This window comes from Bradyrhizobium mercantei, assembly GCF_001982635.1.
In the GTDB taxonomy this organism is placed as follows: Bacteria; Pseudomonadota; Alphaproteobacteria; order Rhizobiales; family Xanthobacteraceae; genus Bradyrhizobium; species Bradyrhizobium mercantei.
The window spans coordinates 190632-216034 of the sequence record NZ_MKFI01000008.1; the positions used below are offsets into that span (position 1 = coordinate 190632).

The following is a 25403-nucleotide window of genomic DNA, read 5'->3' on the forward strand; positions in this document are numbered from 1 at the left end:
GCTGCCGGTGCTATCGTTTGGCGCTGGCCTGCTCGGCCGAGCTCTGGGCGGCCTCGGCGAGCTGCGCCGAGATCTTGGCGGTCTCGGCCGGGTTGCCCCAGCTCGGCGCGTCGCTGCCGTCGCCCCAGGCGCGCGGGCGATAGAAGGTGTGGACGCCGAACTTGTACATCTTCTTCATCTCGCTGACCCAGGACGGCCTTACCCAATAGGCATGGTAGTGGGTCGAGCGATCGACTTCCGGTAGCCACAATTCGCCGTCGAGCATCGCCTTCGCGATCTTCTTGGCGCGGTCCCACATGTCGGGCTCGCGGACGACGTCGGGGATGTTGTCGCAGGCGAAGGTGAACTGACAGGCGTAATGGCGGTTCTTGTTCTGGTAGACCACGCCGCACACCGTCTCCGGATATTTGCCGGAGAAGGCGCGGTTCAGCACCACCTGGGCGACCGCGATCTGGCCGCGCACCGCTTCGCCGCGCGCTTCGAAATACACGGCTTCCGCGAGGCACTTCTCCGACTTGGCGCGCGACTTCTCGTCGAACAGGCCGAGGCGCTCCGCCGGCGTCTTGCTGTGCTGGTCGTCGGCGTTGACCTCGCCCTTCGGCGCGATGCTCTCGCCCATCTCGCCGGCCTTGACCGGTCCGTCGGCATCGACCGGCAGTGACGCCATCACCTTCATGTCGGGATCGGGCTGTGCTGCCGCCGGCAGCACGACGACCGGCGCCTCGCCGGGCTGCCAGCGCTCGAGATTTTCGGGCGTGCCGAGCGACGAGCCGAAGAACAGGCTCGCGGTCTTGAATGCAAACGGGTCGCGCTCGCGCGCCGCATCGGCCGGCGCAGCCGCAGGCTTCGCGGGCGCGGGCTTCAAGTCGTCGAGCGGGTTGGCCTCGAGCGACAGCGACACGTCGTATTGCTGCGGCGACGGCTTGGCATATTGCGGCAAGGGCGGCGCGCGCAGCGCCTCCTGCAATTCGGGATCGAGCGGCGCGTTGTCGGCCGGCGCCGTCGCGGTCTTCATGCCCTTGACCGACGAATTCGATGTCGCGGGATCCTCGTTCGCCGGCGCGGTGTTCGCCGGCTGCGCGGGATCAACCTGGTCGGGGCGCCTGACGACGAGGCGATCGCCCTTTAACGTGCGATCGACCTTGGGAAAATCGGATGCCGCATAACGCGGCGGCGGTGCGGCGATCGGATTGCGCGTCACGGTGCCGGTGATGTCGACGCTCGAACTGTCGAGCCTTGCGAGCAGGATTTGCGGATCCTGCGGTGCGGAGGTTCCGATCGGGCGGCCGAAGCTGTAGGTCGCAACCTGGATCGAGCCGACCGCGGATGCGAACACGCGCTTCTGCCAGCGCTCGGCGACGCCGGGCTGCCGGGCCAGGAGCGAAGCAATATCCTGATATCCGAGCTCGGTCGGCATCAAGGCGAAGATGCTGAGACCGAGACCGAAGAGCGCGAGACGTGCGCCCTTCGGCTGGTTACGCGACACAAACATCGTACGCTCACGCAACGCTTACTGAGTGCAATCGAACGCGGTACATCCGCGCAATTCGACCTTTCCCGTTGCTAACTTGTTTAGGTTGCCGCGGAGTTAATCGGCGTTGCCCGCGCGCTACACTCAAGCGATCCCAATGTCTTCGCGCGGCAGATCGCGCGCCTTGGTAAATGCGCGGCGCATGAAAGCCGTAAACACGGGGTCAACGAGGATGGTGAACGAAGAGTTACGCGTCCCTCAACCGTCATTGCGAGGAGCACTTGGGACGAAGCAATCCATCGCTCCGCATATGCCGTGAGATGGATTGCTTCGCTTCGCTCGCAATGACGGCGGCTGCCGACGGCACTCAACAAAAATGGCCGGGACTTGGTCCCGGCCATTGCACATTCTGTACTGCGCGATTGCTTACGCCTGGCTCGCGATCTCCTTGCCGAGCGCGGCCTGCGCGGCGGCGAGACGCGCGATCGGCACGCGATAGGGCGAGCACGAGACGTAGTCGAGCCCGACCTCGTGACAGAACGCGACCGAGGCGGGATCGCCGCCGTGCTCGCCGCAGATGCCGACCTTGAGGCTCGGCCGGGTCTTGCGGCCGCGCGTCACGCCGATCTTGACGAGCTCGCCGACGCCGTCGCGATCGACCGAGATGAACGGGTCGATCTCGAGGATGCCCTTGGCGACGTAGGTGCCGAGGAAGCTCGCGGCATCGTCGCGGCTGATGCCGTAGGTGGTCTGCGTCAGGTCGTTGGTGCCGAAGGAGAAGAATTCCGCGGTCTCCGCCACCTCGCCGGCCATCAGGCAGGCGCGCGGCAGCTCGATCATGGTGCCGACCTGGTAGGTCAGCTTGGCGCCGGTTTCCTTCATCACTGCGCCGGCGGTCGCGTCGATCCGCGCCTTGACCAGATCGAACTCGGCCTTGGTCGCGATCAGCGGCACCATCACTTCGAGACCGACCGGCTTGCCGGTACGCTTGCCGGCTTCGACGGCCGCCTCGAAGATCGCGCGCGCCTGCATCTCGGCGATCTCCGGATAGGCGATCGCGAGACGGCAGCCGCGGAAGCCGAGCATCGGATTGAACTCGGACAGTTCGCGGGCGCGGTCGGCGAGCTTGCGCGGATCGGTGTTCATGGCGCGCGCCACTTCCTCGATCTCGGCCTGGGTGTGCGGCAGGAACTCGTGCAGCGGCGGATCGAGCAAGCGGATCGTGACGGGCAGGCCCTTCATGATCTCGAACAGCTCGACGAAGTCGGCGCGCTGCATCGGCAGCAGCTTCGACAGCGCGGCGCGGCGCGACTGCTCGTCCTCGGAGAGGATCATCTCGCGCACGGTGCGGATGCGGGTCTCCTCGAAGAACATGTGCTCGGTGCGGCAGAGGCCGATGCCCTCGGCGCCGAACTTCACCGCAGTGCGCGCGTCATCGGGCGTATCGCCGTTGACGCGGACGCCGAGCTTGCGGACCTCGTCGGCCCAGCCCATCAGCGTGCCGAACTCGCCGGACAGTTCCGGCTCGATCATCGGCATGCGGCCGGCCAGCACCTGGCCGACCGAGCCGTCGATGGTGATGACGTCGCCGGTCTTGTAGGTGCGCGAACCGACGCTCATGGTGCCGCGGCCGTAGTCGACGCGGATGGTGCCGCAGCCGGAGACGCAGGGCTTGCCCATGCCGCGCGCGACCACCGCCGCGTGCGAGGTCATGCCGCCGCGGGTGGTGAGAATGCCTTCGGCGGCATGCATGCCGTGGATGTCTTCCGGGCTGGTCTCGATGCGGACCAGAATGACCTTACGTCCGTCGGCCTGCAGCTTGGCGGCTTCGTCCGACGAGAACACGATCTCGCCCGAGGCCGCGCCGGGCGATGCCGGCAGGCCGGTCGCGATCACGTCGCGCTTGGCGGCCGGATCGATGGTCGGATGCAGCAGCTGGTCCAGCGACGCCGGATCGATCCGCGTCACCGCGTCCTTGCGCGAGATCAGGCCCTCATTGGCGAGCTCGACCGCGATACGCAGCGCCGCCTTCGCGGTACGCTTGCCGCCGCGGGTCTGCAGCATCCACAGCTTGCCCTGCTCGACCGTGAACTCCATGTCCTGCATGTCGCGGTAGTGCTTCTCGAGCAGCGTGTAGATCCGCGTCAGCTCCTTGAACGCGGCCGGCATCGCGGCTTCCATCGACAGCTTGTCGGAACCGGACTCCTGGCGCGCTTCCTCGGTGATGTCCTGCGGCGTACGGATGCCGGCGACGACGTCCTCGCCCTGCGCGTTGATCAGGAACTCGCCGTACAGCTTGCTCTCGCCGGTCGAGGGGTTGCGGGTGAACGCGACGCCGGTCGCCGAGGTCTCGCCCATGTTGCCGAACACCATCGCCTGGACGTTGACGGCGGTGCCCCAGGATTCCGGAATGTCGTGCAGCTTACGATAGGTCACCGCGCGCGCGTTCATCCAGGATGAGAACACCGCACCGATCGCGCCCCACAGCTGGTCGTGCGGATCCTGCGGGAAGTCGTGGCCGGTCTCCTTGGCGACCGCTTCCTTGTACTTGCCGACCAGCTCGACCCAGTCGTCGCCGGTGAGGTCGGTGTCGAGCGAGTAGCCCTGGCCGTCCTTGAAGGTGTCGAGGATGTCCTCGAAGTGATGATGCTCGAAACCCAGCACCACGTCCGAATACATCGTGATGAAACGGCGATAGCTGTCATAGGCGAAGCGACGATCTCCGGAGAGCTCGGCGAGTGCCTCGACCGTGCGGTCGTTGAGGCCGAGATTGAGCACGGTGTCCATCATGCCCGGCATCGAGGCGCGCGCGCCCGAGCGCACCGAGACCAGCAGCGGGTTCTTGGCGTCGCCGAAGGTCTTGCCGGTCAGCTTGCCGACATAGTCGAGCGCCTTCTCAACCTGTGCTTTCAATTCCTTCGGATACGTCTTGTCGTGCTCGTAGAAATAGGTGCAGACCGAGGTCGGAATCGTGAAGCCGGGAGGCACCGGCAGGCCGAGATTGGCCATTTCCGCGAGGTTGGCGCCCTTGCCGCCGAGCAGATTGCGCAGGGTCGCCTGGCCCTCGGCCTTGCCGTCGCCGAACGTATAGACCCACTTGCCGGCCTTGATCGCAGCCGGGGCCGCCTTTTTCGCTACGGCCTTCGCCGGCGCCTTGCTGGCGGGCTTTGCGGCCGGCTTTGCCGACGATTTGGGGGCAGCTTTCGGCGCCGCCTTCGGGGCGCTCTTCTTCAGCGCCTTGCGCGCCGGAACGGCCTTGCGGGCTGCGGCGGAGGGCTTTGATTTCGCTGCTGTTTTCTCGGCAGTTTTCGCAGCAGGTTTCTTGGACTTCGCGACGGCTTTGGCCATGTCAGACAACAATCCGGAAGGAGGGGTCGAAGATGCGCGCCTTACACCATTTTGGGGGGTTCCGCGCAAGCCGCGAAACCCCGCTTTCCCGCTACAGGTGCAGCCAGCGCAGCAGACCCATCCCCACGAGCCCGACGAAGATCAGGTAGATCGCGACGATGTAGTTGAGGAGCCGCGGCATGATCAGGATCAGGACGCCTGCGACCAATGCGACGATGGCAGGCAGATGCCCAGCGGTGATGGTCATTGAAGTGTTCTCCGGGAGTTTTTGGAGGTGCGAATCGAGCGGCAGTTTATCCGCTGAGGAGGTTCCCACATCAAGACGCCTGCACGGCCCGAGAGTTCCCGCGACTCATGAAAATTGCTCCAAATTGCCGCGTATGTGGCGGCGGTTTTTCCGGAACATCACCGCAGCCGATGCATTGGCCCGACGTGCGCATCGGCGAAGGCCGGCGCGCGCCATAAAGAATGGAGCGAGCCATGCGAAACAGAATACTTGCCGTTGCAGCCATTGCTGCTGCGATCACGGTGCCGGCTGTTGCCGCACAGGCCCAGACCGTTGGCGTTGTCCGCGGTGGCCCGCCGGTGGCAGTCGATGATGACGAGGGCATTGCGGTCGAGCAGCGCCCGGCGTTCCGCGAATACATCGTGCGCGAGCGCGTGCCGAACTACACCGTTCCGGATCGCGTCGTGGTCGGCACCATACTGCCGGACGCCGGCGTGACCACATACGACGTGCCGCAGCGGTTCGGCGCGACGCCCTATCGTTACACCGTCGTGAATGGCGAGACCGTTCTGGTCGAGCCGCGTTCGCGACGGATCGTTCAGGTGGTCGATTAGAGCAACGTCAGCGCGATGGCCTGAACGAACAGTCCGGGCGCCGTGCAAGCGGATGTGCGCGAAGATCGACCGGACCAGAAAGCCCCGCCCGGCCTCCCCTCCAGGCGGGGCTTTTCTGTTGTGATGCGATGAATTCTGGCAACGTGATGGTTGAGCTGGATCGACAGCGGAGGTTCACCTCTCCCTTGGGAGAGGTCGGCGCGTAGCGCCGGGTGAGGGGTTCCGGTCCCTCGTCGGAGTTGCGGCCCCTCACCCGATTTGCTTCGCAAATCGACCTCTCCCCGATGGGGAGAGGTGAAGCAAGTGAGTGGTCGAACCGATTCGATCCAAACTCATCTTCCTCTGGTCTGGCGCCGGCTTACGATTTCAGGATCGAGAGCAGCGTCGAGGTCGACTTGTAGCTCTTGATCGCGGCGTCCTGGAAATCCTGCGTCCAGTTGGCCGCCTGGCGCTCCTCCGCGCTCATCGATGAATATTGCTTGAGGATGCCGAGTGAGAACTGGCGCGGATCGCCGGCAGACTGGCTCTGCTTCAGCGCGTCGAGCACGGCAAGCCGCGTCCGCGTGTTGAGTTCCTGCTTGGCCGCGAAGATCTCCTCACCTGAAAACTTCTTGTCCTGGTTCAGCGAGATTGCCGACAGCGAGCGGTTGTCCAGCGAGGACAAATCGGCGAGCTGCCCGGTCTTGCGCCTGGCATCATAGACCAGTTCCTTGCCGCTCTTCGCCGCCTCGCTCTTCTGCCGATCGAGGAAGGCGCGCACGTCGCTCGCCACGCTAGAGAAGTCGCGCGTGCTTCCATTCGTGGGCGTCGTGGCTCCCGCCAGCGCCGCCGCGATCGGATCGCCGGAAATACCCGTCGGCGCCGTGTTCGGATCCTGCTGCGTCGCCTGATAGCCCTTCGATACCGCGGCGCGCTGGCTGGCCCAGGTCGCGGTTGCCTTCTCCTCGTCGCTCGCGCCATCGAGATAGTCGAGCGCCGCCTTGTAGCTGACGCTGTAGTCACCGGTCAGCCGCGTGGTCGCAAGCGACGGCGCCAACGCCTTGTCGAAGCGCTGCTTCAGCTCGGTGGCGGCAACCGCCTGCTCGTCCGGCGTGAACTTGCCGCCATTGTTGGTCGAGATCGCAAACAGCGAGCGGCGGTCCAGCGTCGAGAGATCGATCGTGGTCTTGCCGTCGACGATCGGCGCCTTGACGCCTGCCACGGTGTAGAGCCGGTCAAGCGTCGTGCGCGCGTCACTGGTGACAGCAGCGAAATCCGGCAGCGGCGCCTTGGCGAGCTGCGCCCGCGCGGCATCCGACAGCGTGAGATTGGTTGCAGCCGTAGACGTCGAGGACGCCGAGAGGTCACCAGCCGTGCCGTCGCCCGACAAGGTCGCCGCCAGGGAGGGCGTCGCGGCGGCCCGCGCATAGGCCGAACCATATTGGGCGTAGGGATTGGGCGTGGTGCCGATCGAGGTCAACGGGGAGGTCCCTGCATTGGCGCAAAGGGCGATTTCTTAAGAAATCGTTGATCCGGCAGGACCTTCGCAGGGCATGGTTAACAAATCGCAAATTGTGTCCAAATATTTCCGAAAGGCCCGATCAGCCGCACTTCCGCGCCACAATACGGTGAATGACCTTGCCGGACGACGCACTGACGACCTCCTCGTCGAGCAGCAATTCGGCCGCGGCCAGTTCGGTCCGCACCAGCGCGGTATCGAAGGCGGCATAGAGCCGACCGTGCGTATCGCGCGCGTCGTCGCCCCTGGTGACGCGCCAGCTCAGATAGAAGATGCCGCCCGGCTTCACGAGCTCGAACATGCGGCGGACCGACGGCGCGATCAGCGCATGATCGAGATGCATGATCACGGTTTCGCACAGCAAATTGTCGAAGCTGTTGGCCGCGATGTCCGGGAGTTCGGGCAGCTCGGCGCGCGCGAAGCGCAGCGCCGGATAGCGGGCGCGGGCCTCGTTAAGCAGGCCCTCTGAGGCGTCATAACCTTCGGCCGGAAAACCATCGGCGTTCAGCCAGGCGACCTCGCGGCCGCTGCCGCAGCCGATATCGGCGGTCGCCCCGCCCTTGATGAAGAATTGCCCGACGATCTCCTGCAGATCGACGGGGGCCGGCTGGTCGTGCCAGTCCTGCGCAAACGCCGCCGCTTCCTTGTCGTAAGCGGCGAGCGTTGCGCGGTCCATCGATCAGCCTTCGATCCTGGAGAAATCCGCAACCGCACGGGTCGCGGCGCGGATCTCGTTGAGCAGCTTCAGGCGATTTTCGCGCACCTTCGGGTCATCGTCATTGACCTTGACCTTGTCGAAGAACGCATCGACCGCCGGACGCAGCTTGGCCATCGCACTCATCGCGGCGGCGAAGTCTTCCTTGGCGACCGCAGCCGAGGCCTCTGCCTTCACCTGGTCGATCGCCGCCGCCAGCGCCTTCTCTTCGTCGAGCCTGTAGAGCGCGGCGTCGGGGGCGCCATCGAAGGTCCGCTTGTCCTTCTTCTCCTCGATCGCGAGGATGTTGCTGGCGCGCTTGGTGCCCGCGAGCAGGTTCTTGCCGTCGTCGCTGTCGAGGAATTTGCCGAGCGCCTCGACGCGACGAACCACGAGCAGCAGATCATCCTGGCCGCCGAGCGAGAACACGGCATCGACGAGATCGTGACGCGCGCCCTGGTCGCGCAGCTGGACCTTGAGGCGGTCGGCGAAGAAGGCGAGCAGATCGTTCGGCAGCGTTTCGGCATCGGCCTTGACCGACAGTCCGAGCAACGCGGATTTGGCGGCCTTCAGGATCGGCAAGCGCAACGTATTCTCGACAATCAGCCTGATCGCGCCGAGCGCCGCACGGCGCAGCGCGTACGGGTCCTTCGATCCCGTCGGCTTCTCGTCGATCGCCCAGAAGCCCGCCAGCGTGTCGAGCTTGTCCGCGAGCGCCACCGCAACGCTCACCGGGTCAGTCGGCACGCGATCGGTCGGACCCTGCGGTTTCCAATGCTCCTCGCTCGCAGCGGCGACCGAAGCATCCTCGCCCTGTGCCAGCGCGTAGTACTTGCCCATCAGGCCCTGTAGCTCGGGGAATTCGCCGACCACTTCGGTCAGCAAATCCGCTTTCGCCAGACGCGCGGCGCGCTTGGTCTTCTCGACGTCGGCACCGACCAGCGGTGCGATCTCGGCGGCGAGACGCTCGATCCGCTTGATCCGCTCTGCCTGGGTGCCGAGCTTCTCGTGGAACACGATCTGCTCGAACTTCGGCAGCCGGTCCTCGAGCCTGGTCTTCAGGTCCGTCTCGTAGAAGAATTTTGCGTCCGACAGCCGCGGGCGGATCACGCGCTCATTGCCGGCGACGATGGTCTTGCCGCCGTCGGGCGCCTCGATATTGGCTGTCAGCACGAACTTGTTGGTCAATTTCCCCGTCTTGGGGTCCCTGACCACGAAGCACTTCTGGTTGTTGCGGATGGTGGCGCGGATCACCTCGTCCGGGATCGACAAAAATTCCTTCTCGAACGATCCCATCATCACCACAGGCCATTCGACGAGGCCCGAGACCTCGTCGACCAGCACCTGGTCCTCGACCAGCTCGAGGCCTTGCGCGAACGCCAGCTCCTTGGCGTCCTCGAGGATGATGTCCTTGCGGGCCTGCGGATCGAGGATCACCTTCGCGGCCTTCAGCTTGGCCTCGTAATCCTCGAAGCGGCGCACCGAGATTGCGCTAGGTGCCATGAAGCGATGGCCGTAGGTGGTCTGCCCGGCCTCGATGCCGTCGACCGAGAATTTCACGACATCGGGCTCCTCGGTCTCCAGACCGAAGGTCGCGGTGATGGCGTGCAGCGGCCGCACCCAGGTCAGCGAGCCCGACTTGGCCGAGCGCGCGCCCCAGCGCATCGATTTCGGCCAAGGGAAGGTGCGGATGATGACCGGCAGGATTTCGGCGATGACGTCGATCGCGGCGCGGCCCGGCTTTTCGATCAGCGCGATGTAGAAATCGCCCTTCGCATCCTTCTGGATCTTTGCTTCATCCAGCGACGTGAGGCCGGTCGCTTTCAGAAAGCCCTGCACCGCCGCGTCGGGGGCGCCGATCTTCGGGCCGCGCCGTTCGGTCTTCAGGTCGGGCTGGTGCGCCGGAATGCCGTGCACGGTCAGCGCAAGGCGGCGCGGGGTCGCGAACGCCTTGGCGCCTTCATAGACCAGGCCTTCGGCGACCAGCTTGTCGGTCACCATGCGGCGCAGATCGTCCGCCGCCTTGGCCTGCATGCGGGCGGGGATTTCTTCGGAGAACAGTTCGAGGAGAAGATCGGGCATCAGACCGCCCTGCCCGTTTCAGTGTGGATCCATGCCTCGCCGCAGGCCTTCGCCAGATCGCGCACGCGCCCGATATAGCTCTGCCGCTCCGTCACGGAGATGACGCCGCGGGCGTCGAGCAGATTGAACACGTGGCTCGCCTTGATGCACTGGTCGTAGGCCGGCAAGGCCATCAGATGTTCCTTACTGTTGCCGCCGTCACGCCAGCCGGCGGCGAGATATTTGCGGCAGGCCTCTTCCGCCATCTTGAACTGCTCGAACAGCATCGCGGTGTCGGCAACTTCGAAATTGTGCCTGGAATATTCCTGCTCGGCCTGCAGGAAGACGTCGCCATAGGTGACCTTCTCGGCGCCTTCGCGGCCGTTGAAGTTGAGATCGTAGACGCGGTCGACGCCCTGCACATACATCGCGAGCCGCTCGAGCCCGTAGGTGAGTTCGCCCGCGACCGGCGCGCATTCGACGCCGGCGACCTGCTGGAAGTAGGTGAACTGCGACACCTCCATGCCGTCGCACCAGCATTCCCACCCGAGCCCCCAGGCGCCGAGCGTCGGGCTTTCCCAATCGTCCTCGACGAAGCGGATGTCGTGGATGGCCGAATCGATGCCGATCGCGGCCAGCGACTTCAGGTACAGCTCCTGAAGGTTCGGTGGCGACGGCTTCATGATCACCTGGAACTGGTAGTAGTGCTGCAGCCGGTTGGGATTTTCGCCGTAGCGGCCGTCCTTGGGCCGCCGCGAGGGCTGCACATAGGCCGCGTTCCAGGGCTTTGGTCCGAGCGCGCGCAGCGTGGTCGCGGGATGGAAGGTGCCGGCGCCCATTTCCATGTCGTAGGGCTGCAGGATGACGCAACCCTGCTCGGCCCAGAACCGCTGGAGAGCCAGGATGAAGCCCTGGAACGAACGTTCCGGGCGCATGTGGTCAGGCAGGGCGTCCATCGTTGGAATCGATCTCGCGAGGGGGTGTGAAAACGCGCGGGACCGTATCGGCGGCAGCCAATGGAATCAAGGCGATGCCGGAAATCCGGCACCGCCTTCTTGCGGTTTTTGAGAGCTGGCTAGCCCGGGCGATAGGCCCCGGTCACGGGGTCGCGGCGCAGGGTCTTGATTTCGCTCGCGCGCGAGGCTTCGGCCACGCGTGACAATCGCGCCTCTTCAAGTTCCTGGTTGATCCGGACGGCCGTCTTGTAAGCCCAGCGGACCACGGCCAGGCCACCCAGGACGCCTGCGAATGCAATCAGCGGCGGCATCGGTCGATCCTTGTCGTTCACGTCTGTCAGGCCCCCAATGCCCTCATTCTTGCGCAAGGCGGCCTGCGCCGCAATCACGGTTTTGGGGCTAAATGGCGCGCTCACATCCCCGTGTTCAGAGCCCGAATCTGGCCCAAATTGCCCGTGTTTCCACCGCCGAGATCAGATCATCCGGCAGGCCGGCCAGCCCATCGAGCGCCGCCAGCGAGCCCGCCCCCGCCGCCCTGCGGCCGAGCAGACCGGACAGCATCCCGCTCGCGGGCGCAATCACCGGCGTCAGCACCTTCTCGCCATAGCGGGCCCGCAGCGTCGCGCGCAGGTCGCCGATCCCGTCGGCGAGCCCAAGCCCGATCGCGGTCTCGCCCGCCCAGTATTCGCCGGTGAACAGCACATCGTCGGCGCCCTTCAGGCGGCTGCCGCGGCTCTGCCTCACCAGCGCGATGAAGATCGCATGGATCTCGCGCTGGATCGATTTCAGCCGGGCGACGTCGTCGGGGTTTTCGGGGAGGAACGGATCGAGCATCGCCTTGTGGCTGCCCGCCGTATAGAGCCTGCGCTCGACCCCGATCTTCTTGATCAGCCCCTCCAGGCCGAAGCTGCCGCCGACCACGCCGATCGACCCCAGGATCGAGGACGGGTCGCAATAGATCTCGTCGCCCGCGCACGCGATCATGTAGCCGCCGGAAGCCGCGACGTCCTCTACGAACACCAGCACCGGCAGCTTCTTCTCCGCCGCCAGCTGGCGGATGCGCAGATAGATCTGGCGCGACTGCACCGGCGAGCCGCCCGGTGAATTGATCACCAGCGCCACCGCCTTGGCATTACGCGTGCCAAAGGCGCGCTCCAGCATCTTGGCGACACCCGAGAGCGTCATGCCGGGCCGCAGCGGCGTCACCGCACCGATCACGCCTGACAACCGCACGACCGGCACCACCGCCGTGCCGCGCCGGAAACGTGCCGGCAACATTCCCTGCACGCGATCGAGCAATGCCGAACGTCCTCCGGAATGTGCTCCAGGATGTCCTTGGCGATCACTTATTTGTTCACTCATGCCGTTACCTCGAATTAACCACTTTTTATCACGCCACTGTCATTGGATTCCGTGGAACGCGTTTTGCATTTTGTCATTGGGGTTGCAATTCGCGGCGGAGAGGGACTCATGAAGATCTATCTGCTGATTATGCTGATCGGTACGCTCCTGACGGCGATCCGCTTCACGTCGACGCCGGAACGCCAGTCGGAAACGGCTTCGCAGTAATTTAGTGCCAGTGACGACGCGGGCTTCCCCGCCCGTCAGCGCCGCGCCAGCGGCAATTCTCCCTTTCCAGCCAAAACCTCCTGCACCCATTTATTGGGCACACCTGACTCTTCATTGAGCAGCAGTGCGGCATGCAGCCGCGTCGGCGCCCGGCCGCCCTTGACGGCCCGCACCAGAATCCGGATCGCCGGCGCCGTGGCGTCGCCGTGAACCGGCAGGATCTCGAGACTGCCGAAGCCGCGGTCCAGCGCGGCCAGCACTTCGGCAATCCCGTCGGCCCGCCAGATCAACGCAAGCTGCCCGTTCGACCTGAGAATCCGCCGCGCGACATGAACCCAGGCCGCGAGCGTGGTCGCGGTCGCGACATGGGCACGCTGGCGCACGCCGTCCGGCGAGGCACGATGCCGCGACGGATCGTTGAACGGCGGGTTCATCAGCACGACGTCGGCACTGTCGGGCGCAAGCCCGGCATCATCGAAGGCGGCTGCGCCGGCCTCGACATCGAGGATGACCACCTCGGCCTTGATCGCGTTGGCAGCGGCGTTATTCCGGGCCAGCTCGGCCAGGTCAGGGTCGATTTCGACCAGGACGAGATCGATCCCCCTCACCCGCCGCGCCACCGCAAGCCCGGCCGCGCCGACGCCTGAGCCGAGATCGACGACGCGGTCGCCCGATCGCGCCGGCGTTGCCGCGGCGAGCAGGATCGCGTCATGGCCGGCACGGTGGCCGCTCTTGGGCTGCCGCAGGCGCAATTGGCCACCAAGGAATCCGTCCTCGGTGATCTCGGCGGCCGCAGGCTGCTTTTTTGACGCGCTTTCTTCACGCGAACCGGGGTCCACTTCGCTTGAAAACGCTTTAATCATCGGCCCGCAATTCATGGCCGAGGCCGGCATCGGTCAGGAGCTGGCGGGCCTCCTGGTTGTCGTCCTCATGCACCAGGATCCGCCGCGGCAGCATGCCGAGCGAGCCCTCGACGACGCTCATGTTCTGGTCGAGCACCAAATGGTGGATGTTAGCGCTGTCGAGCAGCGCGCCGACGGCCGAGACCAGCACAATGTCATTGGTCCGTACCAATTCCCGCAAAATACGCTCTCCTGTCGCCCCGGCAGTGCAGCGAATGCGTCACATGTCAACAACTTCGAGGCCTTGCCGCTGCACCGCGCAGTTTCTATTGTTATAGCTGAGCATAGTGCGTATTCGGCAAAATTGGAGACCAGCGTGGCGGTTATTGTACCCTTCGAAAGCCCGTCCAATGCTTCGATCGACGGGCTGGTGGGACTGGTCGCCGCCGACATGGAGCGCGTCAACGCGACCATCATCTCGCGGACCGGCTCCGAGGTCACCATGATCCCCGAGGTCGCCAACCACCTGATCTCCTCCGGGGGCAAACGGTTGCGCCCGATGCTGACCCTGGCGATGGCCCAGCTCGCCGACTACTCCGGCGACGGCCATATCAAGCTCGCCGCCGCGGTCGAGTTCATGCACACCGCGACCCTGCTGCATGACGACGTGGTCGACGAGAGCGAGCTGCGCCGCGGCAAATTGTCCGCGCGGATGCTGTGGGGCAACGAGGCCAGCGTGCTGGTCGGCGACTTCCTGCTCGGCCAGGCATTCCGGATGATGGTCGAGGTCGGCTCGCTGCGCGCGCTCGACATCCTGTCCGCGGCCGCCGCCACCATCGCCGAGGGCGAGGTGATGCAGCTTGCCGCCGCCAAGAACACCGCGACCACCGAGGACGAATATCTCGCCGTGATCCGCGGCAAGACCGCGGAGCTGTTCGCCGCCGCCTGCGAGGTCGGCCCCGTGATCGCCAACCGGCCGAAGGCCGAGCAGACCGCGTGCCGCTCGGTCGGCATGAATCTCGGCATCGCCTTCCAGCTCGTCGACGACGTGCTCGACTATGGCGGCAAATCCGCAAAACTCGGCAAGAATGTCGGCGACGATTTCCGCGAAGGCAAGATCACGCTCCCCGTCGTGCTCGCGTTCCGCCGCGGCAACGACACCGAGCGCAAGTTCTGGATCCGCGCGCTCGAGCGCGGCGAGATCGGCGCCGCCGATCTCGACCACGCGATCGGGCTGATGACCAAGCACCGCGCGCTGGAAGACACGATCAGCCGCGCCCAGCACTACGGCGCGATGGCGGTCGACGCGCTGGCGCTGTTCCCGCCTTCGCCGATGAAGACGGCGCTGGAAGAGGTCGTCGCGTTCTGCCTGGCAAGGTCGCACTGAGTTAGCAAGGCAAGCCCGCAGCCGCATCATCAGCGTCGTCCCTGCGAAAGCAGGGACCCATAACCACAAATGCTGATGATTGCGCGACGTTAGAACGACGAGTCCCACCTACAAGTCTTGCCGCGGCGTATGGGTCCCTGCTTTCGCAGGGACGACATCTCGTTGCGGCTCGGATGGCGCTGAGAACTACCCCTCCACCGGCACCCAGATCTCCAGCCCGCCATTGCCGGTGTTCTTGTCGAATGTCTCGTCGTAGCGCTCGAAGTTCGGCGCGTCCGCGACCTTCATGCCGGATTGCGGCAGCCAGCGATTCCAGATCGTGTTGACGGTGCGGCGGATGGTGGAGATGTGGTCGGCGTGGGTGAACACCAGGTATTTCTGCGCCGGGATCCGCACCCGCGCGAACTCGCGCGGCAGGTCGGAGAAATCGGCAACCTCGACACCGGCGATGTAGTCGAAATTGCCGGCGTCGTCGCCGTTGCAGCAGACGCCGTAGGCGAGATTACCGACCCGACGGGGAATATGCGCGCATTGCTGGTGGAAGCCATGCCACTGGTTCGGAATGCCGGCCGTGCTGTCATTGGCGTGGTTGTAGCGCTCGCCGACGCCGGCGACGAGAAAGGCCTTGCCGGTCGCGATGCGCGGCGGATCGATGTGATCGAGAGCGGTCGAGATCATGGTGATCGGCTCCTGGAGCTTGAGCTTCGTCAGGCACGTCGTCGCGCGCACCGTCTCCGGCGTGACGCCGAAATGGTCGCGAAACGCGCGGGTGAATGCTTCGTGGGAGCCGTAATCCGCGTCCAGCGCGAGACTGAGAATATCGGGCGCACCGGCCGCGAGCTCGCGCGCGGCCTCGCTGAGACGGCGCGCCCGCACGTAGCGCATCACCGAGAAGCCAGTGGCTTCCGCAAAAGCCCGCACCAGATGGAAGCGCGAGACTCCGGCGACGACGGCGATGTCATCGAGCGTCAGCGACCTCCGCAGGTGGCTTTCGATGTACCAGAGCGCCTTCTGGGCTGGATTCATGGACGACGGCCTTCCTGCAAAGCGCGGGCATCATGCACGGATGCGACGCGCGGCATTTGACAGTCCTTGCTGCGCAGCGGCGAAACCGTGGTTCCGCTCAGCGAAATTTTAGCCCAAAGCCGTCGCTGGCAACACCGTCGCAATCGTGCATACTCGCAGTTGCATCGATCCGACGGCTCATCAAGCTGCCTGAAAATCAAGACTGCACGAGCCGCGGCCAGCATGTCAGGGAGGACAATGATGCACCACCAACGCTTGAGCTATGCCCACGGCGTCAAATCTGCGGCGCTTGCGGCGCTGTTGACGATCGCCGTGGCGACCGCCGCCAACGCGCAGAAGAAATACGATCCGGGCGCGACCGACACCGAGATCAAGGTCGGCAACATCATGCCCTATTCGGGGCCGGCATCGGCCTACGCCACGATCGGCAAGACCGAAGCTGCCTATTTCAACAAGCTCAACAGCGAGGGCGGCATCAACGGCCGCAAGGTCAACTTCATCTCCTACGATGACGCCTACAGCCCGCCGAAGATGGTCGAGCAGGCCCGCAAGCTGGTCGAGAGCGACGAGGTGCTCTTGATCTTCAATCCGCTGGGCACGCCGGGCAACACCGCGATCCAGAAATACATGAACGCCAAGAAGGTGCCGCAGCTGTTCGTCTCCACCGGCGCCGCCAAGTGGAACGATCCGAAGAATTTTCCGTGGACCATGGGCTGGCAGCCGAGCTACCAGGTCGAAGCGCGCATCTATGCCAAATACATCCTGCAGAAATATCCCGGCAAGACCATCGGCGTGCTCTACCAGAACGACGATTTCGGCAAGGACTATCTGATCGGCCTGCATGACGGGCTCGGCGATCAGGCCAAGAAACTGATCATCGTCGAATCCTCCTACGAGACCTCGTCGCCGACGGTGGATTCGCAGATCGTGCAGATCAAGGGCGCCAACCCCGACATCTTCGTCAACATCGCAACGCCGAAATTCGCGGCGCAAGCGATCAAGAAGGCCGCCGAACTCGACTGGCATCCGGTCCAGTTTCTGACCAACGTTTCCGTCTCGATCGGCGGCGTGATGAAGCCGGCCGGCTATGAGGCAAGCCAGGACATCCTGTCGACCCAGTATCTGAAAGATCCCGCGGACCACGAGTGGAAGAACGATCCGGCCATGAACGAGTGGCGCGCCTTCATGACCAAGTGGTATCCCGAGGGCGACCAGAACGACGCCTCGACCGTGTTCGGCTATGGCGTCGCCAAGGGGCTGGAGCAGGTGTTGCGGCAATGCGGCGACAACCTCACCCGTGAGAACCTGATGAAGCAGGCGGCCAGCCTCAACTTCGAGATCGGCATCTACCTGCCCGGCACCAAGATCAAGACCGGGGCGGACGATTATGCACCGATCGAGCAGTTGCAGATGATGCGCTTCAAGGGCGAGAGCTGGGAGCGGTTCGGCCCGATCATGAGCGGCGAGAAGAGCAGCTAGGAGCCCTTCCTCCCACAACTTTGGGCTTCATGATGCCCGGCCCTGCGCCGGGCATCCACGTCTTCGACACGATTCACGCGCAAGCTTTTCACAAGCACGACTTGTGAGAAGACGGCTTGTGAGAGCGGCCGGAACCCAGGCGAACCGAAGCGATGCCGTACCCACCCTCGCCGTATTCAGGCTAAGGTGTCCGCCACCAGGCCCTCCAGGCACATCCTGCGATCGGAAGGACAACAACAATGAAAATCACCGACGTCCGCGCCCACCACATCCGCATTCCCTATGACGCTGGCCCTGCGAGCTTCCGCCAGGGAGCGTCCGCGATCTCCGCGCTCGACATGGTGCTGGTCGAGGTTTCCACCGATGCCGGCCTGACCGGCTGGGGCGACGCCTTCGCCTATGTCTGCCCGAAGACGAGCTGCATGGCGGTGACCGAGATGATCGCGCCGCAGGCACGCGGCCTCGAGGTGCCCGACGCCGCCCGGATCCCCGCTGCGATGGAGCAGATCCAGCGCAATTTGCATCTGTTCGGCCGCTACGGCATCACGATGTTTGCGATCTCCGCGCTCGACATCGCGCTGTGGGACCTCGCCGGCAAGGTGAAGGACGAGCCGCTGCATCAACTGATCGGCGGCGCGAAGCGCAGCACGATCCCGGCCTATGCGAGCCTGATGCGGATCGGCAATCCGGCCCACATTGCCGCCGAATGCAAGAAGGCGATCAAGCTCGGCTACTCAGCGATCAAGCTGCACGAGACCACCGTGCCTGCGGTTGCCGCCGCGCGCGAGGCGATCGGCCCCACCGTGCCGCTGATGGTCGACATGAACTGCCCGCTGGATGGGCCGGCGGCGATACAATTCGCCCGCGACTGCAAGCAGGCCGCGCCGATGTTCCTGGAGGAGCCGGTCTGGCCGCCGGAGGATTTCGCGACGCTCGCGGAGGTGCGCAGAGAAGGCCGGCTCGATATTGCGGCCGGCGAGAACGCCTGCACGGTACATCAATTCCGCCAGATGATGGCGGCGGGTGCCGTCAGCCACGCGCAGCCGTCGGTGATCAAGGTCGGCGGCGTCACCGAATTCCTGAGGGTCGCCGTGCTCGCCGACGAGTTCGGCGTCCAGGTGATTCCGCACTCGCCCTATTTCGGACCGGGCTTCCTCGCCACGCTGCATCTGATGGCGATCCGCGACGCGGGCCTGATCGAGGTATTCTTCATGAAGCGCCCCGCCTGCCTGTGGGGCGACCGCATCGATGTCGACGCCAACGGCCATGTCGCCGTGCCGCAGGGCCCCGGGCTCGGCTACGAACCGGATCGCGATGTGATGGAGAAGTATCGGGTGGCGTGACGAGCCCAGCTCCTTCCGCCGTCATTGCGAGGAGCGAAGCGACGAAGCAATCCATCGATCCGCGTCCGCGGCGCAATGGATTGCTTCGCGGAGCCTGTCATCGGGCGCGCGTTCGCGCGACCCGTTGGCTCGCAATGACGATCGCTACTTCCCATCCTTCGCACCCGGCGCCGCATCCTTCGCCGGCGGCGCGTCAGCTTTCTTCTTCATGTCCTCAGTCAGCTTGGCCTGCGCCGCCTGCAGATCGGCAACGAGCTTTTGCAGATTTGCAGCCGCGTTCTGCAAACTCGCGATCTGCCGGTTGGCGGCGTCGAGCTTCTGCTGATGATCCGTCGTAAGCTTGGTGATGGTCTTCTGCAGGAAATCGACATTGCTCTGCAGGCAGCTCGTGCGCCGCTCCATGGTTTTCTCGACGGTGCAGATCTCGATGCCGGGGACGTCCTGCGCATGCGCGGTTCCGACGACGCCGAGCACAAGCGGCACGAGCAAGACAACAGCGAAACGAGCGATCATCGGCGTCCCCATCAAAAGCGTCATTCACAGTTTTGTGCTCGCGACGCTGAAAGCAAGGCAGACATACCACACTGAAACCGTATTCGAGCGGTGTGCTCTACCCATTACGGGGACTACTCGTGGGGACGGGGGCCTTCGGAACTTGTTTGGTTCGACCCCTTTTTGGCTCGACCTTGGGCAGTGGAGACAGATCGCATGGCAACGCGCGAAAAACGGCTGGCGCAATTCGATGGCAATGGCGAACCTTCGCCGGAACAACGCGTGGAAGTGCTTTGCGAGGATCACAGCGGAACGTATCAGCTGCCGTTCGCCTGCCGCTTCATCGACGGCCAGTGGCGCAATGACGCGACCGGTGGTGCGCTGGAAGCCAACGTCATTGCCTGGCGGATGCCGCGCGTCAAACAGGCGGGAATGGCTTGAGCGCTCATTGGCGCGCGCTGTTTCAAAACGCGACGCGCGCGCGGGCGTGTTTTAAGATTTGGAACGCGGATGGAACGAACCGCGTCCGAATCACTGATTGAGCAACGTACTCCGTTGTTCACGGCTAGATGTGGCCATCAGCCCGATGCGGCGCACCACATACAGAAGCATGACGATCGGCCGCAGCCAGCGGCCGACAACAAAGGTTAATTCCTCAGCAGACGACATTTGCGAGCCCTCCTCTCTGATCTCCTCGGCGATCATTTCCACGGCGTGATCGGCGGCACGGTCTCGGTCGCCGGCGGCACATCGACGGTCTTGAAATCGGCGGGGCTGACGATCTCGAGGTATTCCATGTCCTTCGAGTAATCGAACAGATAGTGGGTGATGCCGGGGCGCTGGTGGATGACGTCGCCGGCCTCGACCAGCGTCTCCTTGTCCTCGTACATGAAGCGCGCCCAGCCCTTGGTCATGATGACGATCTGAAAATCGCACAGATGCTTGTGCCAGCCGGTGCCCTCTTCCGGCGGCATGTCGGGATTGGCCTTGACCAGATGGCAGATCACCTGCCCGCTGGTGGCATCGGCAATGCCGAGATCGCGATACAGGAAGAAGTCGCGCAGACCTCCGCCCTTGAACTCGGTGTCACCGGGTTTGACGTGGGAGAATTTGCTGACGACGGCATGCTGGTTCATTTCAAGCCTCCACGGTTCTCGTGTTCGCGAGATCGCGGCGCGGCTCAGCGTCCAAATTTTCGGCAGCGTCGCATCGTCGCGGTCACAGCTCGGTCATGACTATGCGAAATCCTTGCCAGCCCGGTTGCGCTGCGGCGATCGGTCTCGTCAGGCGCCGCCATCGCAGCGGAAGCATTTGGAGCGAGGCACATATTTGGGTTCGGCGTCCCCTGGGCGCATCCGCCGAGCGGCGCCAATGCCTGACGCCGACGGCACGTCCATTGAGCAAGGCTTGCCTGGACCTTGAGCCGCCGGCACAGGCAGGCCGGGCGTGCGGCTTGCCTAATATTCGACCTCGAGCTCCTCGACGTCGGCGGGCTCCGCCTTCGCGGCCTCGATCCACTCCTGCATTTCGGGCATCGCCATGATGGTGCTGGCATAGGCCGCCGGCAGAGGGTCGAGCTTCACGTCATAGGTCATAAAGCGGGTCACGACCGGCGCATACATCGCGTCCGCCATGGTGCGGCGTTCACCGAACAGGAACGGACCGCCCGACATGCCAAGGCAATCGCGCCAGATGGTGCAGACGCGGTCGATATCGGCCTGCGCCCGCGACCAGATCTTGAAGCCGGGGAAATGCCCCTTGAGATTGACCGGCAGCGAGGACCGTAGCGTGGTGAAGCCTGAATGGATTTCGCCCGAGATCGAGCGGCAGTGGGCGCGCTGGATCCGGTCCTCAGGCAGCAGCCCGGCATGCGGCATGATCTCGTTGAGATACTCGCCGATCGCCAGCGTATCCCAGACGGTCGCGCCCTCGTGGCGCAGGCAGGGCACCAGGATCGACGCCGACAGCAGCAGCAGCTCGGCCCGTGCCGAGGGGTCATCGGGCGCGGTGACCACCTCCTCGAACTCCAGCCCGGCGAATTTCGCCAGCAGCCAGCCGCGCAGCGACCAGGACGAATAGTTCTTGCTGCTGATGGTGAGTGTCGCCTTCGCCATATCGGTCCCTCACGCCTGAACGCGTCCTTAGCTCCCGGATCCCCCCGGGGCCGTTCGTTTTTGCAGCAAGCCACGTGCCAATTTGCCGGGCAGCCGGCCCGCCGCTGGCGTCGATATTGCATGGCAAGCCGGGCCACGGGTGGATGCGTATGATGTCAATGCTGTACCAAGCCTATCAGAACCATATGGACCTCACGGCGCCATGGCGGACCGGCGCCGCGGCGGCGCTGCGCTATCTCAATCTGGTGCCGCGGGGGACGTCCGGCCGGACCTTCGGCCGGCTCGCCGCCGCCCTCGAGCTGATCTCGCGCTCGAGCCTGAGTTACGCCCGCCCCGACTACGGCATCGGCAATGTGACCGTCGGCAACCGGGACTTGGAGGTGACCGAGGAGGTCGCCTACGCGACGCCGTTCGGCTCGCTCCTGCATTTCAGGAAGGTGGACGGCCCGGAGCAGCCGCGGCTGTTGCTGGTGGCGCCGATGTCCGGTCATTTCGCCACGCTGCTCCGCGGCACCGTGAAGACGCTGCTGCAGGACCACGACGTCTACATCACCGATTGGCACAATCCGCGCGACATCCCGCGCAGCGAGGGCCGCTTCGGGCTCGAGGATTACACCGACCATCTGATCGACTTCCTCGGCCAGCTCGGCCCGCGCGCGCATATGGTGGCGATCTGCCAGCCCTCGGTGTCGGCGCTGGCGGCGGCCGCGATCATGTCGGAGGACAATCATCCGGCGCGGCCGGCGTCGATGACCCTGATGGCCGGGCCGATCGACACGCGGATCCAGCCGACCAAGGTGAACGAATTCGCCAAGAGCAAGCCGATCAAATGGTTCGAGGACAATCTGATCAACTACGTGCCGATGCAGTGCAAGGGCGCGCTGCGTCAGGTCTATCCCGGCTTCGTGCAGCTCACCGCGTTCGTGTCGATGAACCTGGAGCGCCACATCAAGCAGCACATCGATCTCGCCGATCATCTCGCCAAGGGTGAGACCGACAAGGCCGAGGTGATCAAGACCTTCTACGACGAGTATTTCGCGGTCATGGACCTGCCGGCGGAATTCTATATCGAGACGGTGCGCGACGTGTTTCAGGAGCACCTGTTGCCGCAGGGCATGCTGATGCATCGCGGCCGGGCGGTGAACCCGGCGGCGATCCGGCGCATGGGCCTGATGACGGTGGAAGGCGAGAAGGACGACATCTGCTCGATCGGCCAGACGCTCGCCGCCCAGGACCTCTGCACCGGCGTGCGCACCTATCGCAAGGTCCATCACATGCAGGCCGGCGTCGGCCATTACGGTGTGTTCTCCGGCAAGCGCTGGAACAACGAGATCTACCCCCTGCTGCGCGACTTCGTGCATGTGAATTCGTGACGGCACGACGACGCTCCCTCCCCGTCATTGCGAGGAGCGCAGCGACGAAGCAATCCATGGCTCCGCGTTTGTGGAACGATGGACTGCTTCGCTTTGCTCGCAATGACGGACGTTTGCGGCCCTAGCCGCGCCCGCATTGGCAAGCTAAAACCCCCACCACGACGACCCGCCCCCAAGAATCGTCCAGGGAGAAACTCCATGCGACCAGCCACCGCCTTTCGTGCCCTCACGCTTGCCGTCATCGGCGCCCTCGCCTTCACGGCAGCCGCGTCCGCCGCGGAGGTCCATGTCATGATCTCGGGCGGGTTGACCGCGGCCTACAAGGCGCTGGTGCCGGAGTTCGAGCGCAAGACCGGGCACAAGGTGGTGACCGCCTTTGGGCCATCGATGGGGACGACCACCAACGCCATTCCGGTGCGGCTGGAGCGCGGCGAGCCCGCCGACGTCCTGATCATGGTCGGCTATGCGCTCGGCGACCTCATCAAGCAGGGAAAGGTCGTGGCCGACAGCCGCGTCGACCTCGTGAAGTCGCCGATCGGCATCGCGGTCAAATCAGGCGCACTGAGGCCGGACATCAGCTCCGCCGACACCGTCAAGCAGGCGCTGCTGGCGGCGAAATCAGTCGCCTATTCCGACAGCGCCAGCGGCGTCTATGTCTCGACCGAAATGTTCCAGAAGCTCGGCATCGCCGATCAGATGAAGGACAAGGCGCGGATGATCCCCGCGACCCCGGTCGGCGAGATCGTCGCCAAGGGCGAGGCCCAGATCGGCCTGCAGCAGATCTCGGAGCTGAAGCCTGTCGCCGGCATCGACATCGTCGGTCCGCTACCGGAGCCGCTGCAGAAGATCACGGTGTTCTCGGCCGGGATCGCCACCGTCTCGAAGGAGCGTGAGGCCGGCAAGGCGCTGATCAGCTTCCTCGCCTCATCGGATGCGCGCGACGCGCTGGTCAAGAGCGGGCTGGATCCGATCGCCGCCGGCGGGACGCATTAGCGACGTCCAAATTCTCTTCCCGTCATCCTGAGGAGCGCGTAGCGCGTCTCGAAGGATGCACGGCCCGGCTGGGGGCCGATTCATCCTTCGAGGCTCGCCCAGCGGCGCAAGTGCGCCCGCAAGGCTCGCACCTCGGGATGACGGGGATGGAGACTCGCTGAAGAAGCTACCGCCAGTGATGCGCGCCGTAGGCCAGCAACAGCACCACGACGACTGCCAGCACCAGCGTGGTCGACTTCCAGAACAGCACCGGATTGCGCTCGATCAGCGGCGTCGATGAATTCGTCAGGTATTTTGCGTTGGGATTGCGCAGGTCGAACAGGAATTCGGAAAAGCTGTCGTAGCGCTTGAGTGGATTGGCGTGCACGGCGCGCTCCAGCGCGCCGTCGACCCAGTTCGGGACCTCGCGGCCGCCATGCGCGGCCGGACGGTAGACCAGCCGGTTGAAATCGGATCGCGTGCGCGCGCGGGCGATCTGCGCGCCATAGGGCAAGCGTCCCGTCAGCATCTGATAGGTGATGACGCCGAGCGAGAACAGGTCGGAGCGCGCGGTGCCGCCCTCGCCCAGGAAATACTCCGGCGCGGTGTATTGCTGGGTGCCGAGAATATCCTCGACCCCCGCCGGCACCGCCTCGGCGACTCCAGAGATCCGCGTCGAGCCGAAATCGATGATCTTCACCGTTCCGGTGCTGTCGATCATGATGTTGTCGGGCCTGACGTCCTGGTGCAGCATCTCCTTGCGGTGGAACGCGCGCAGCCCTTTGGCAATTTGCTCGGTGATGTCGCGCACCGTCTCGAGCGCAGGCGCGGGATTGTCGGTGATCCACTGCGTCAGGGTCTGGCCGTCGATATACTCCATCGTGACATAGAGGAAGTTGCGCTTGCGCTGCGGCAGAAACGGCTTCAGCACATGCGGGCTGTCGATCCGCTTGGCGACCCACTCCTCCATCATGAAGCGTTTCAGATAGGCGCCGTCGTCACGCAGATCGATCGAGGGGATCTTGATCGTGACCGTGGTGCCGCTGTCCTCGTCGACCGCGAGATAGATATGGCTGCGGTGCGAGGCATGCAGCTCGCGCACGACGCGATAGCCGTCGAACAGCATCCGTGCATCGAGCAGCGGCGGCAGCGGCAGCGCGGTGGGCTGGCCGAACACCTCGCTGGCGTCGCCGTCGGGCAGTTCGTCGATCCGGACGATCTGCGCGGTGAGATTGTCCGGGCTGCCGTTCTCATAGGCCTGCGCGACGATCGATTTCGCGGCAGCATCGAGATCGGCGGCGCCGTCCTTGATCGTCTTCGCCAGCTGCCGCGCCGGGACATGCTCGTAGATGCCGTCGGTCACGAGCAGGAAGGTATCGCCGCGCTCGAGCGGGAGATTCTGGTAGTCGATCTCGAGCTGCGGGTTCACGCCGAGCGCGCGGCCGAGATAGCTCTGCTGCGAGGAGATCACGACACGATGGTCGTTGGTCAATTGCTCCAGGCTATTGCCGGCGACGCGGTAGATCCTGCTGTCGCCGACATGGAACAGGTGCGCCGTGGTCGACCGGATCACCAGCGCGCTCAGCGTGCAGACGTAACCCTTGTCCTTGTCGTAGGGGTTCTGGCTGCGTCTGGTCTGCGCATGGAGCCAGGAATTGGTCGCCGCCAGCACCCGCTGCGCCGAGCTCTTCACCGACCAGGATTCCGAGGTGCAGTAGTAGTCGGTCAGAAAGCTCTTGACCACGGACTCGGCGGCGATGCGGCTGACGCTGCTCGAGGAGATGCCGTCGGCGAGCACCACGGCGATGCCCTTCAGGCCGAGCAGCGGCTCATCGGGGATCAAGACGCCGTGGAAATCCTGATTGGTGTCCTTGCGGCCCTGATCAGAGAATTGCCCGACCGATAATTTCAGCGCGCGCGGCATCGACCGTCCCAATG

The 25403-nt window shown here is 64.6% G+C and carries 24 protein-coding genes; 7 read left to right on the plus strand and 17 right to left on the minus strand.

Annotated elements, in window-relative coordinates:
* Positions 1 to 10: 10 nt before the first annotated feature.
* The 3 genes from BI327_RS33760 to BI327_RS33770 all read right to left on the minus strand — a co-directional run bounded on the left by BI327_RS33760 (position 11) and on the right by BI327_RS33770 (position 5066).
* Positions 11 to 1492 carry a cell wall hydrolase gene (locus tag BI327_RS33760; RefSeq protein WP_076865693.1) on the minus strand — a complete coding sequence of 494 codons (1482 nt, stop codon included), beginning with the start codon at positions 1490 to 1492 and terminating at the stop codon, positions 11 to 13.
* A 405-nt stretch (positions 1493 to 1897) separates the two neighbouring features.
* Entirely contained in the window at positions 1898 to 4819 is a 2922-nt protein-coding gene (gene ppdK, locus BI327_RS33765) for a pyruvate, phosphate dikinase (RefSeq protein ID WP_076865694.1), read from the minus strand.
* Between the two features lie 91 nt (positions 4820 to 4910).
* Positions 4911 to 5066, minus strand: coding sequence for a DUF3096 domain-containing protein (locus tag BI327_RS33770; RefSeq protein ID WP_076865695.1), 156 nt, complete (start codon positions 5064 to 5066; stop codon positions 4911 to 4913).
* Between the two features lie 233 nt (positions 5067 to 5299).
* Between BI327_RS33770 and BI327_RS33775 the strand changes: the two genes are divergently transcribed.
* A complete protein-coding gene (locus tag BI327_RS33775) occupies positions 5300 to 5659 on the plus strand; it encodes a DUF1236 domain-containing protein (RefSeq protein ID WP_076865696.1) in 360 nt (119 codons plus the stop codon).
* A 358-nt stretch (positions 5660 to 6017) separates the two neighbouring features.
* On the opposite strand, the gene BI327_RS33780 is transcribed toward BI327_RS33775, so the two are convergent.
* From BI327_RS33780 to BI327_RS33815, 8 genes are all read right to left on the minus strand, one after another.
* Complete coding sequence (locus BI327_RS33780) at positions 6018 to 7118, minus strand: hypothetical protein (RefSeq protein ID WP_076865697.1); 1101 nt, start codon at positions 7116 to 7118, stop codon at positions 6018 to 6020.
* A gap of 121 nt (positions 7119 to 7239) precedes the next feature.
* Entirely contained in the window at positions 7240 to 7833 is a 594-nt protein-coding gene (locus tag BI327_RS33785) for a class I SAM-dependent methyltransferase (protein ID WP_076865698.1), read from the minus strand.
* Between the two features lie 3 nt (positions 7834 to 7836).
* A complete protein-coding gene (gene glyS / locus BI327_RS33790; RefSeq protein WP_076865699.1) occupies positions 7837 to 9933 on the minus strand; it encodes a glycine--tRNA ligase subunit beta in 2097 nt (698 codons plus the stop codon).
* A complete protein-coding gene (locus BI327_RS33795; RefSeq protein WP_076865700.1) occupies positions 9933 to 10868 on the minus strand; it encodes a glycine--tRNA ligase subunit alpha in 936 nt (311 codons plus the stop codon). Before BI327_RS33795 ends, glyS begins: the two co-directional genes overlap by 1 nt.
* A 119-nt stretch (positions 10869 to 10987) precedes the next feature.
* On the minus strand, positions 10988 to 11179 hold the full coding sequence (locus BI327_RS33800; protein ID WP_021080015.1) for a hypothetical protein: 192 nt from the start codon (positions 11177 to 11179) through the stop codon (positions 10988 to 10990).
* A 115-nt stretch (positions 11180 to 11294) separates the two neighbouring features.
* Complete coding sequence (locus tag BI327_RS33805) at positions 11295 to 12230, minus strand: S49 family peptidase (protein ID WP_076865701.1); 936 nt, start codon at positions 12228 to 12230, stop codon at positions 11295 to 11297.
* 242 nt (positions 12231 to 12472) lie between these two features.
* On the minus strand, positions 12473 to 13300 hold the full coding sequence (locus BI327_RS33810; RefSeq protein WP_245335011.1) for a tRNA1(Val) (adenine(37)-N6)-methyltransferase: 828 nt from the start codon (positions 13298 to 13300) through the stop codon (positions 12473 to 12475).
* Positions 13293 to 13520: a putative signal transducing protein gene (locus BI327_RS33815; protein WP_076865703.1), complete on the minus strand. Its 228-nt coding sequence runs from the start codon at positions 13518 to 13520 to the stop codon at positions 13293 to 13295. Before BI327_RS33815 ends, BI327_RS33810 begins: the two co-directional genes overlap by 8 nt.
* Positions 13521 to 13655: 135 nt before the next feature.
* Here BI327_RS33815 and BI327_RS33820 point away from each other — a divergent pair, with 135 nt between their 5' ends.
* The gene (locus tag BI327_RS33820; RefSeq protein WP_076865704.1) at positions 13656 to 14666 is read left to right on the plus strand and encodes a polyprenyl synthetase family protein; all 1011 of its coding nucleotides are present in this window, start codon (positions 13656 to 13658) and stop codon (positions 14664 to 14666) included.
* Between the two features lie 186 nt (positions 14667 to 14852).
* Here BI327_RS33820 and BI327_RS33825 read toward each other — a convergent pair whose 3' ends face one another.
* Positions 14853 to 15692, minus strand: coding sequence for an AraC family transcriptional regulator (locus BI327_RS33825; RefSeq protein ID WP_076865705.1), 840 nt, complete (start codon positions 15690 to 15692; stop codon positions 14853 to 14855).
* 237 nt (positions 15693 to 15929) lie between these two features.
* On the opposite strand from BI327_RS33825, the gene BI327_RS33830 reads away from it, so the two are divergent.
* The gene (locus BI327_RS33830) at positions 15930 to 17171 is read left to right on the plus strand and encodes an ABC transporter substrate-binding protein (RefSeq protein ID WP_076865706.1); all 1242 of its coding nucleotides are present in this window, start codon (positions 15930 to 15932) and stop codon (positions 17169 to 17171) included.
* Between the two features lie 239 nt (positions 17172 to 17410).
* On the plus strand, positions 17411 to 18514 hold the full coding sequence (locus BI327_RS33835; RefSeq protein ID WP_076865707.1) for a mandelate racemase/muconate lactonizing enzyme family protein: 1104 nt from the start codon (positions 17411 to 17413) through the stop codon (positions 18512 to 18514).
* Between the two features lie 144 nt (positions 18515 to 18658).
* Here the strand turns inward: BI327_RS33835 and BI327_RS33840 are convergent, their stop codons facing one another.
* A complete protein-coding gene (locus BI327_RS33840; protein ID WP_076865891.1) occupies positions 18659 to 19027 on the minus strand; it encodes a hypothetical protein in 369 nt (122 codons plus the stop codon).
* 195 nt (positions 19028 to 19222) lie between these two features.
* Here BI327_RS33840 and BI327_RS33845 point away from each other — a divergent pair, with 195 nt between their 5' ends.
* Positions 19223 to 19447: a hypothetical protein gene (locus BI327_RS33845; RefSeq protein ID WP_076865708.1), complete on the plus strand. Its 225-nt coding sequence runs from the start codon at positions 19223 to 19225 to the stop codon at positions 19445 to 19447.
* Positions 19448 to 19537: 90 nt separating this feature from the next.
* Here the strand turns inward: BI327_RS33845 and BI327_RS42000 are convergent, their stop codons facing one another.
* The 3 genes from BI327_RS42000 to BI327_RS33855 form a co-directional block, all read right to left on the minus strand.
* Positions 19538 to 19717: a hypothetical protein gene (locus BI327_RS42000; RefSeq protein WP_143271735.1), complete on the minus strand. Its 180-nt coding sequence runs from the start codon at positions 19715 to 19717 to the stop codon at positions 19538 to 19540.
* A complete protein-coding gene (locus BI327_RS33850; protein ID WP_076865709.1) occupies positions 19708 to 20142 on the minus strand; it encodes a cupin domain-containing protein in 435 nt (144 codons plus the stop codon). The genes BI327_RS42000 and BI327_RS33850 overlap by 10 nt, the downstream gene beginning before the upstream one ends.
* Positions 20143 to 20463: 321 nt before the next feature.
* On the minus strand, positions 20464 to 21120 hold the full coding sequence (locus BI327_RS33855; protein WP_076865710.1) for a glutathione S-transferase family protein: 657 nt from the start codon (positions 21118 to 21120) through the stop codon (positions 20464 to 20466).
* 149 nt (positions 21121 to 21269) lie between these two features.
* Here BI327_RS33855 and BI327_RS33860 point away from each other — a divergent pair, with 149 nt between their 5' ends.
* The gene (locus BI327_RS33860) at positions 21270 to 22493 is read left to right on the plus strand and encodes a polyhydroxyalkanoate depolymerase (protein WP_089025672.1); all 1224 of its coding nucleotides are present in this window, start codon (positions 21270 to 21272) and stop codon (positions 22491 to 22493) included.
* A 198-nt stretch (positions 22494 to 22691) separates the two neighbouring features.
* Entirely contained in the window at positions 22692 to 23486 is a 795-nt protein-coding gene (locus BI327_RS33865) for a substrate-binding domain-containing protein (protein ID WP_076865711.1), read from the plus strand.
* 166 nt (positions 23487 to 23652) lie between these two features.
* On the opposite strand, the gene BI327_RS33870 is transcribed toward BI327_RS33865, so the two are convergent.
* Positions 23653 to 25389, minus strand: coding sequence for a bifunctional protein-serine/threonine kinase/phosphatase (locus BI327_RS33870; RefSeq protein ID WP_076865712.1), 1737 nt, complete (start codon positions 25387 to 25389; stop codon positions 23653 to 23655).
* Positions 25390 to 25403 lie beyond the last annotated feature (14 nt).

What these genes read in the sequence shown, in the direction of transcription:
- BI327_RS33835 (WP_076865707.1), top strand. Translation starts at nt 17,411, where the DNA reads ATGAAAATCACCGACGTCCGCGCCCACCACATCCGCATTCCCTATGAC.
- BI327_RS33800 (WP_021080015.1), bottom strand. Translation starts at nt 11,179, where the DNA reads ATGCCGCCGCTGATTGCATTCGCAGGCGTCCTGGGTGGCCTGGCCGTG.
- BI327_RS33775 (WP_076865696.1), top strand. Translation starts at nt 5,300, where the DNA reads ATGCGAAACAGAATACTTGCCGTTGCAGCCATTGCTGCTGCGATCACG.
- BI327_RS33840 (WP_076865891.1), bottom strand. Translation starts at nt 19,027, where the DNA reads ATGATCGCTCGTTTCGCTGTTGTCTTGCTCGTGCCGCTTGTGCTCGGC.
- glyS (WP_076865699.1), bottom strand. Translation starts at nt 9,933, where the DNA reads ATGCCCGATCTTCTCCTCGAACTGTTCTCCGAAGAAATCCCCGCCCGC.
- ppdK (WP_076865694.1), bottom strand. Translation starts at nt 4,819, where the DNA reads ATGGCCAAAGCCGTCGCGAAGTCCAAGAAACCTGCTGCGAAAACTGCC.
- BI327_RS33825 (WP_076865705.1), bottom strand. Translation starts at nt 15,692, where the DNA reads ATGAATCCAGCCCAGAAGGCGCTCTGGTACATCGAAAGCCACCTGCGG.
- BI327_RS33830 (WP_076865706.1), top strand. Translation starts at nt 15,930, where the DNA reads ATGATGCACCACCAACGCTTGAGCTATGCCCACGGCGTCAAATCTGCG.
- BI327_RS33860 (WP_089025672.1), top strand. Translation starts at nt 21,270, where the DNA reads ATGATGTCAATGCTGTACCAAGCCTATCAGAACCATATGGACCTCACG.
- BI327_RS33850 (WP_076865709.1), bottom strand. Translation starts at nt 20,142, where the DNA reads ATGAACCAGCATGCCGTCGTCAGCAAATTCTCCCACGTCAAACCCGGT.
- BI327_RS33845 (WP_076865708.1), top strand. Translation starts at nt 19,223, where the DNA reads ATGGCAACGCGCGAAAAACGGCTGGCGCAATTCGATGGCAATGGCGAA.
- BI327_RS33785 (WP_076865698.1), bottom strand. Translation starts at nt 7,833, where the DNA reads ATGGACCGCGCAACGCTCGCCGCTTACGACAAGGAAGCGGCGGCGTTT.
- BI327_RS33865 (WP_076865711.1), top strand. Translation starts at nt 22,692, where the DNA reads ATGCGACCAGCCACCGCCTTTCGTGCCCTCACGCTTGCCGTCATCGGC.
- BI327_RS33805 (WP_076865701.1), bottom strand. Translation starts at nt 12,230, where the DNA reads ATGAGTGAACAAATAAGTGATCGCCAAGGACATCCTGGAGCACATTCC.
- BI327_RS33760 (WP_076865693.1), bottom strand. Translation starts at nt 1,492, where the DNA reads ATGTTTGTGTCGCGTAACCAGCCGAAGGGCGCACGTCTCGCGCTCTTC.
- BI327_RS33770 (WP_076865695.1), bottom strand. Translation starts at nt 5,066, where the DNA reads ATGACCATCACCGCTGGGCATCTGCCTGCCATCGTCGCATTGGTCGCA.
- BI327_RS33810 (WP_245335011.1), bottom strand. Translation starts at nt 13,300, where the DNA reads ATGATTAAAGCGTTTTCAAGCGAAGTGGACCCCGGTTCGCGTGAAGAA.
- BI327_RS33870 (WP_076865712.1), bottom strand. Translation starts at nt 25,389, where the DNA reads ATGCCGCGCGCGCTGAAATTATCGGTCGGGCAATTCTCTGATCAGGGC.
- BI327_RS33795 (WP_076865700.1), bottom strand. Translation starts at nt 10,868, where the DNA reads ATGGACGCCCTGCCTGACCACATGCGCCCGGAACGTTCGTTCCAGGGC.
- BI327_RS33855 (WP_076865710.1), bottom strand. Translation starts at nt 21,120, where the DNA reads ATGGCGAAGGCGACACTCACCATCAGCAGCAAGAACTATTCGTCCTGG.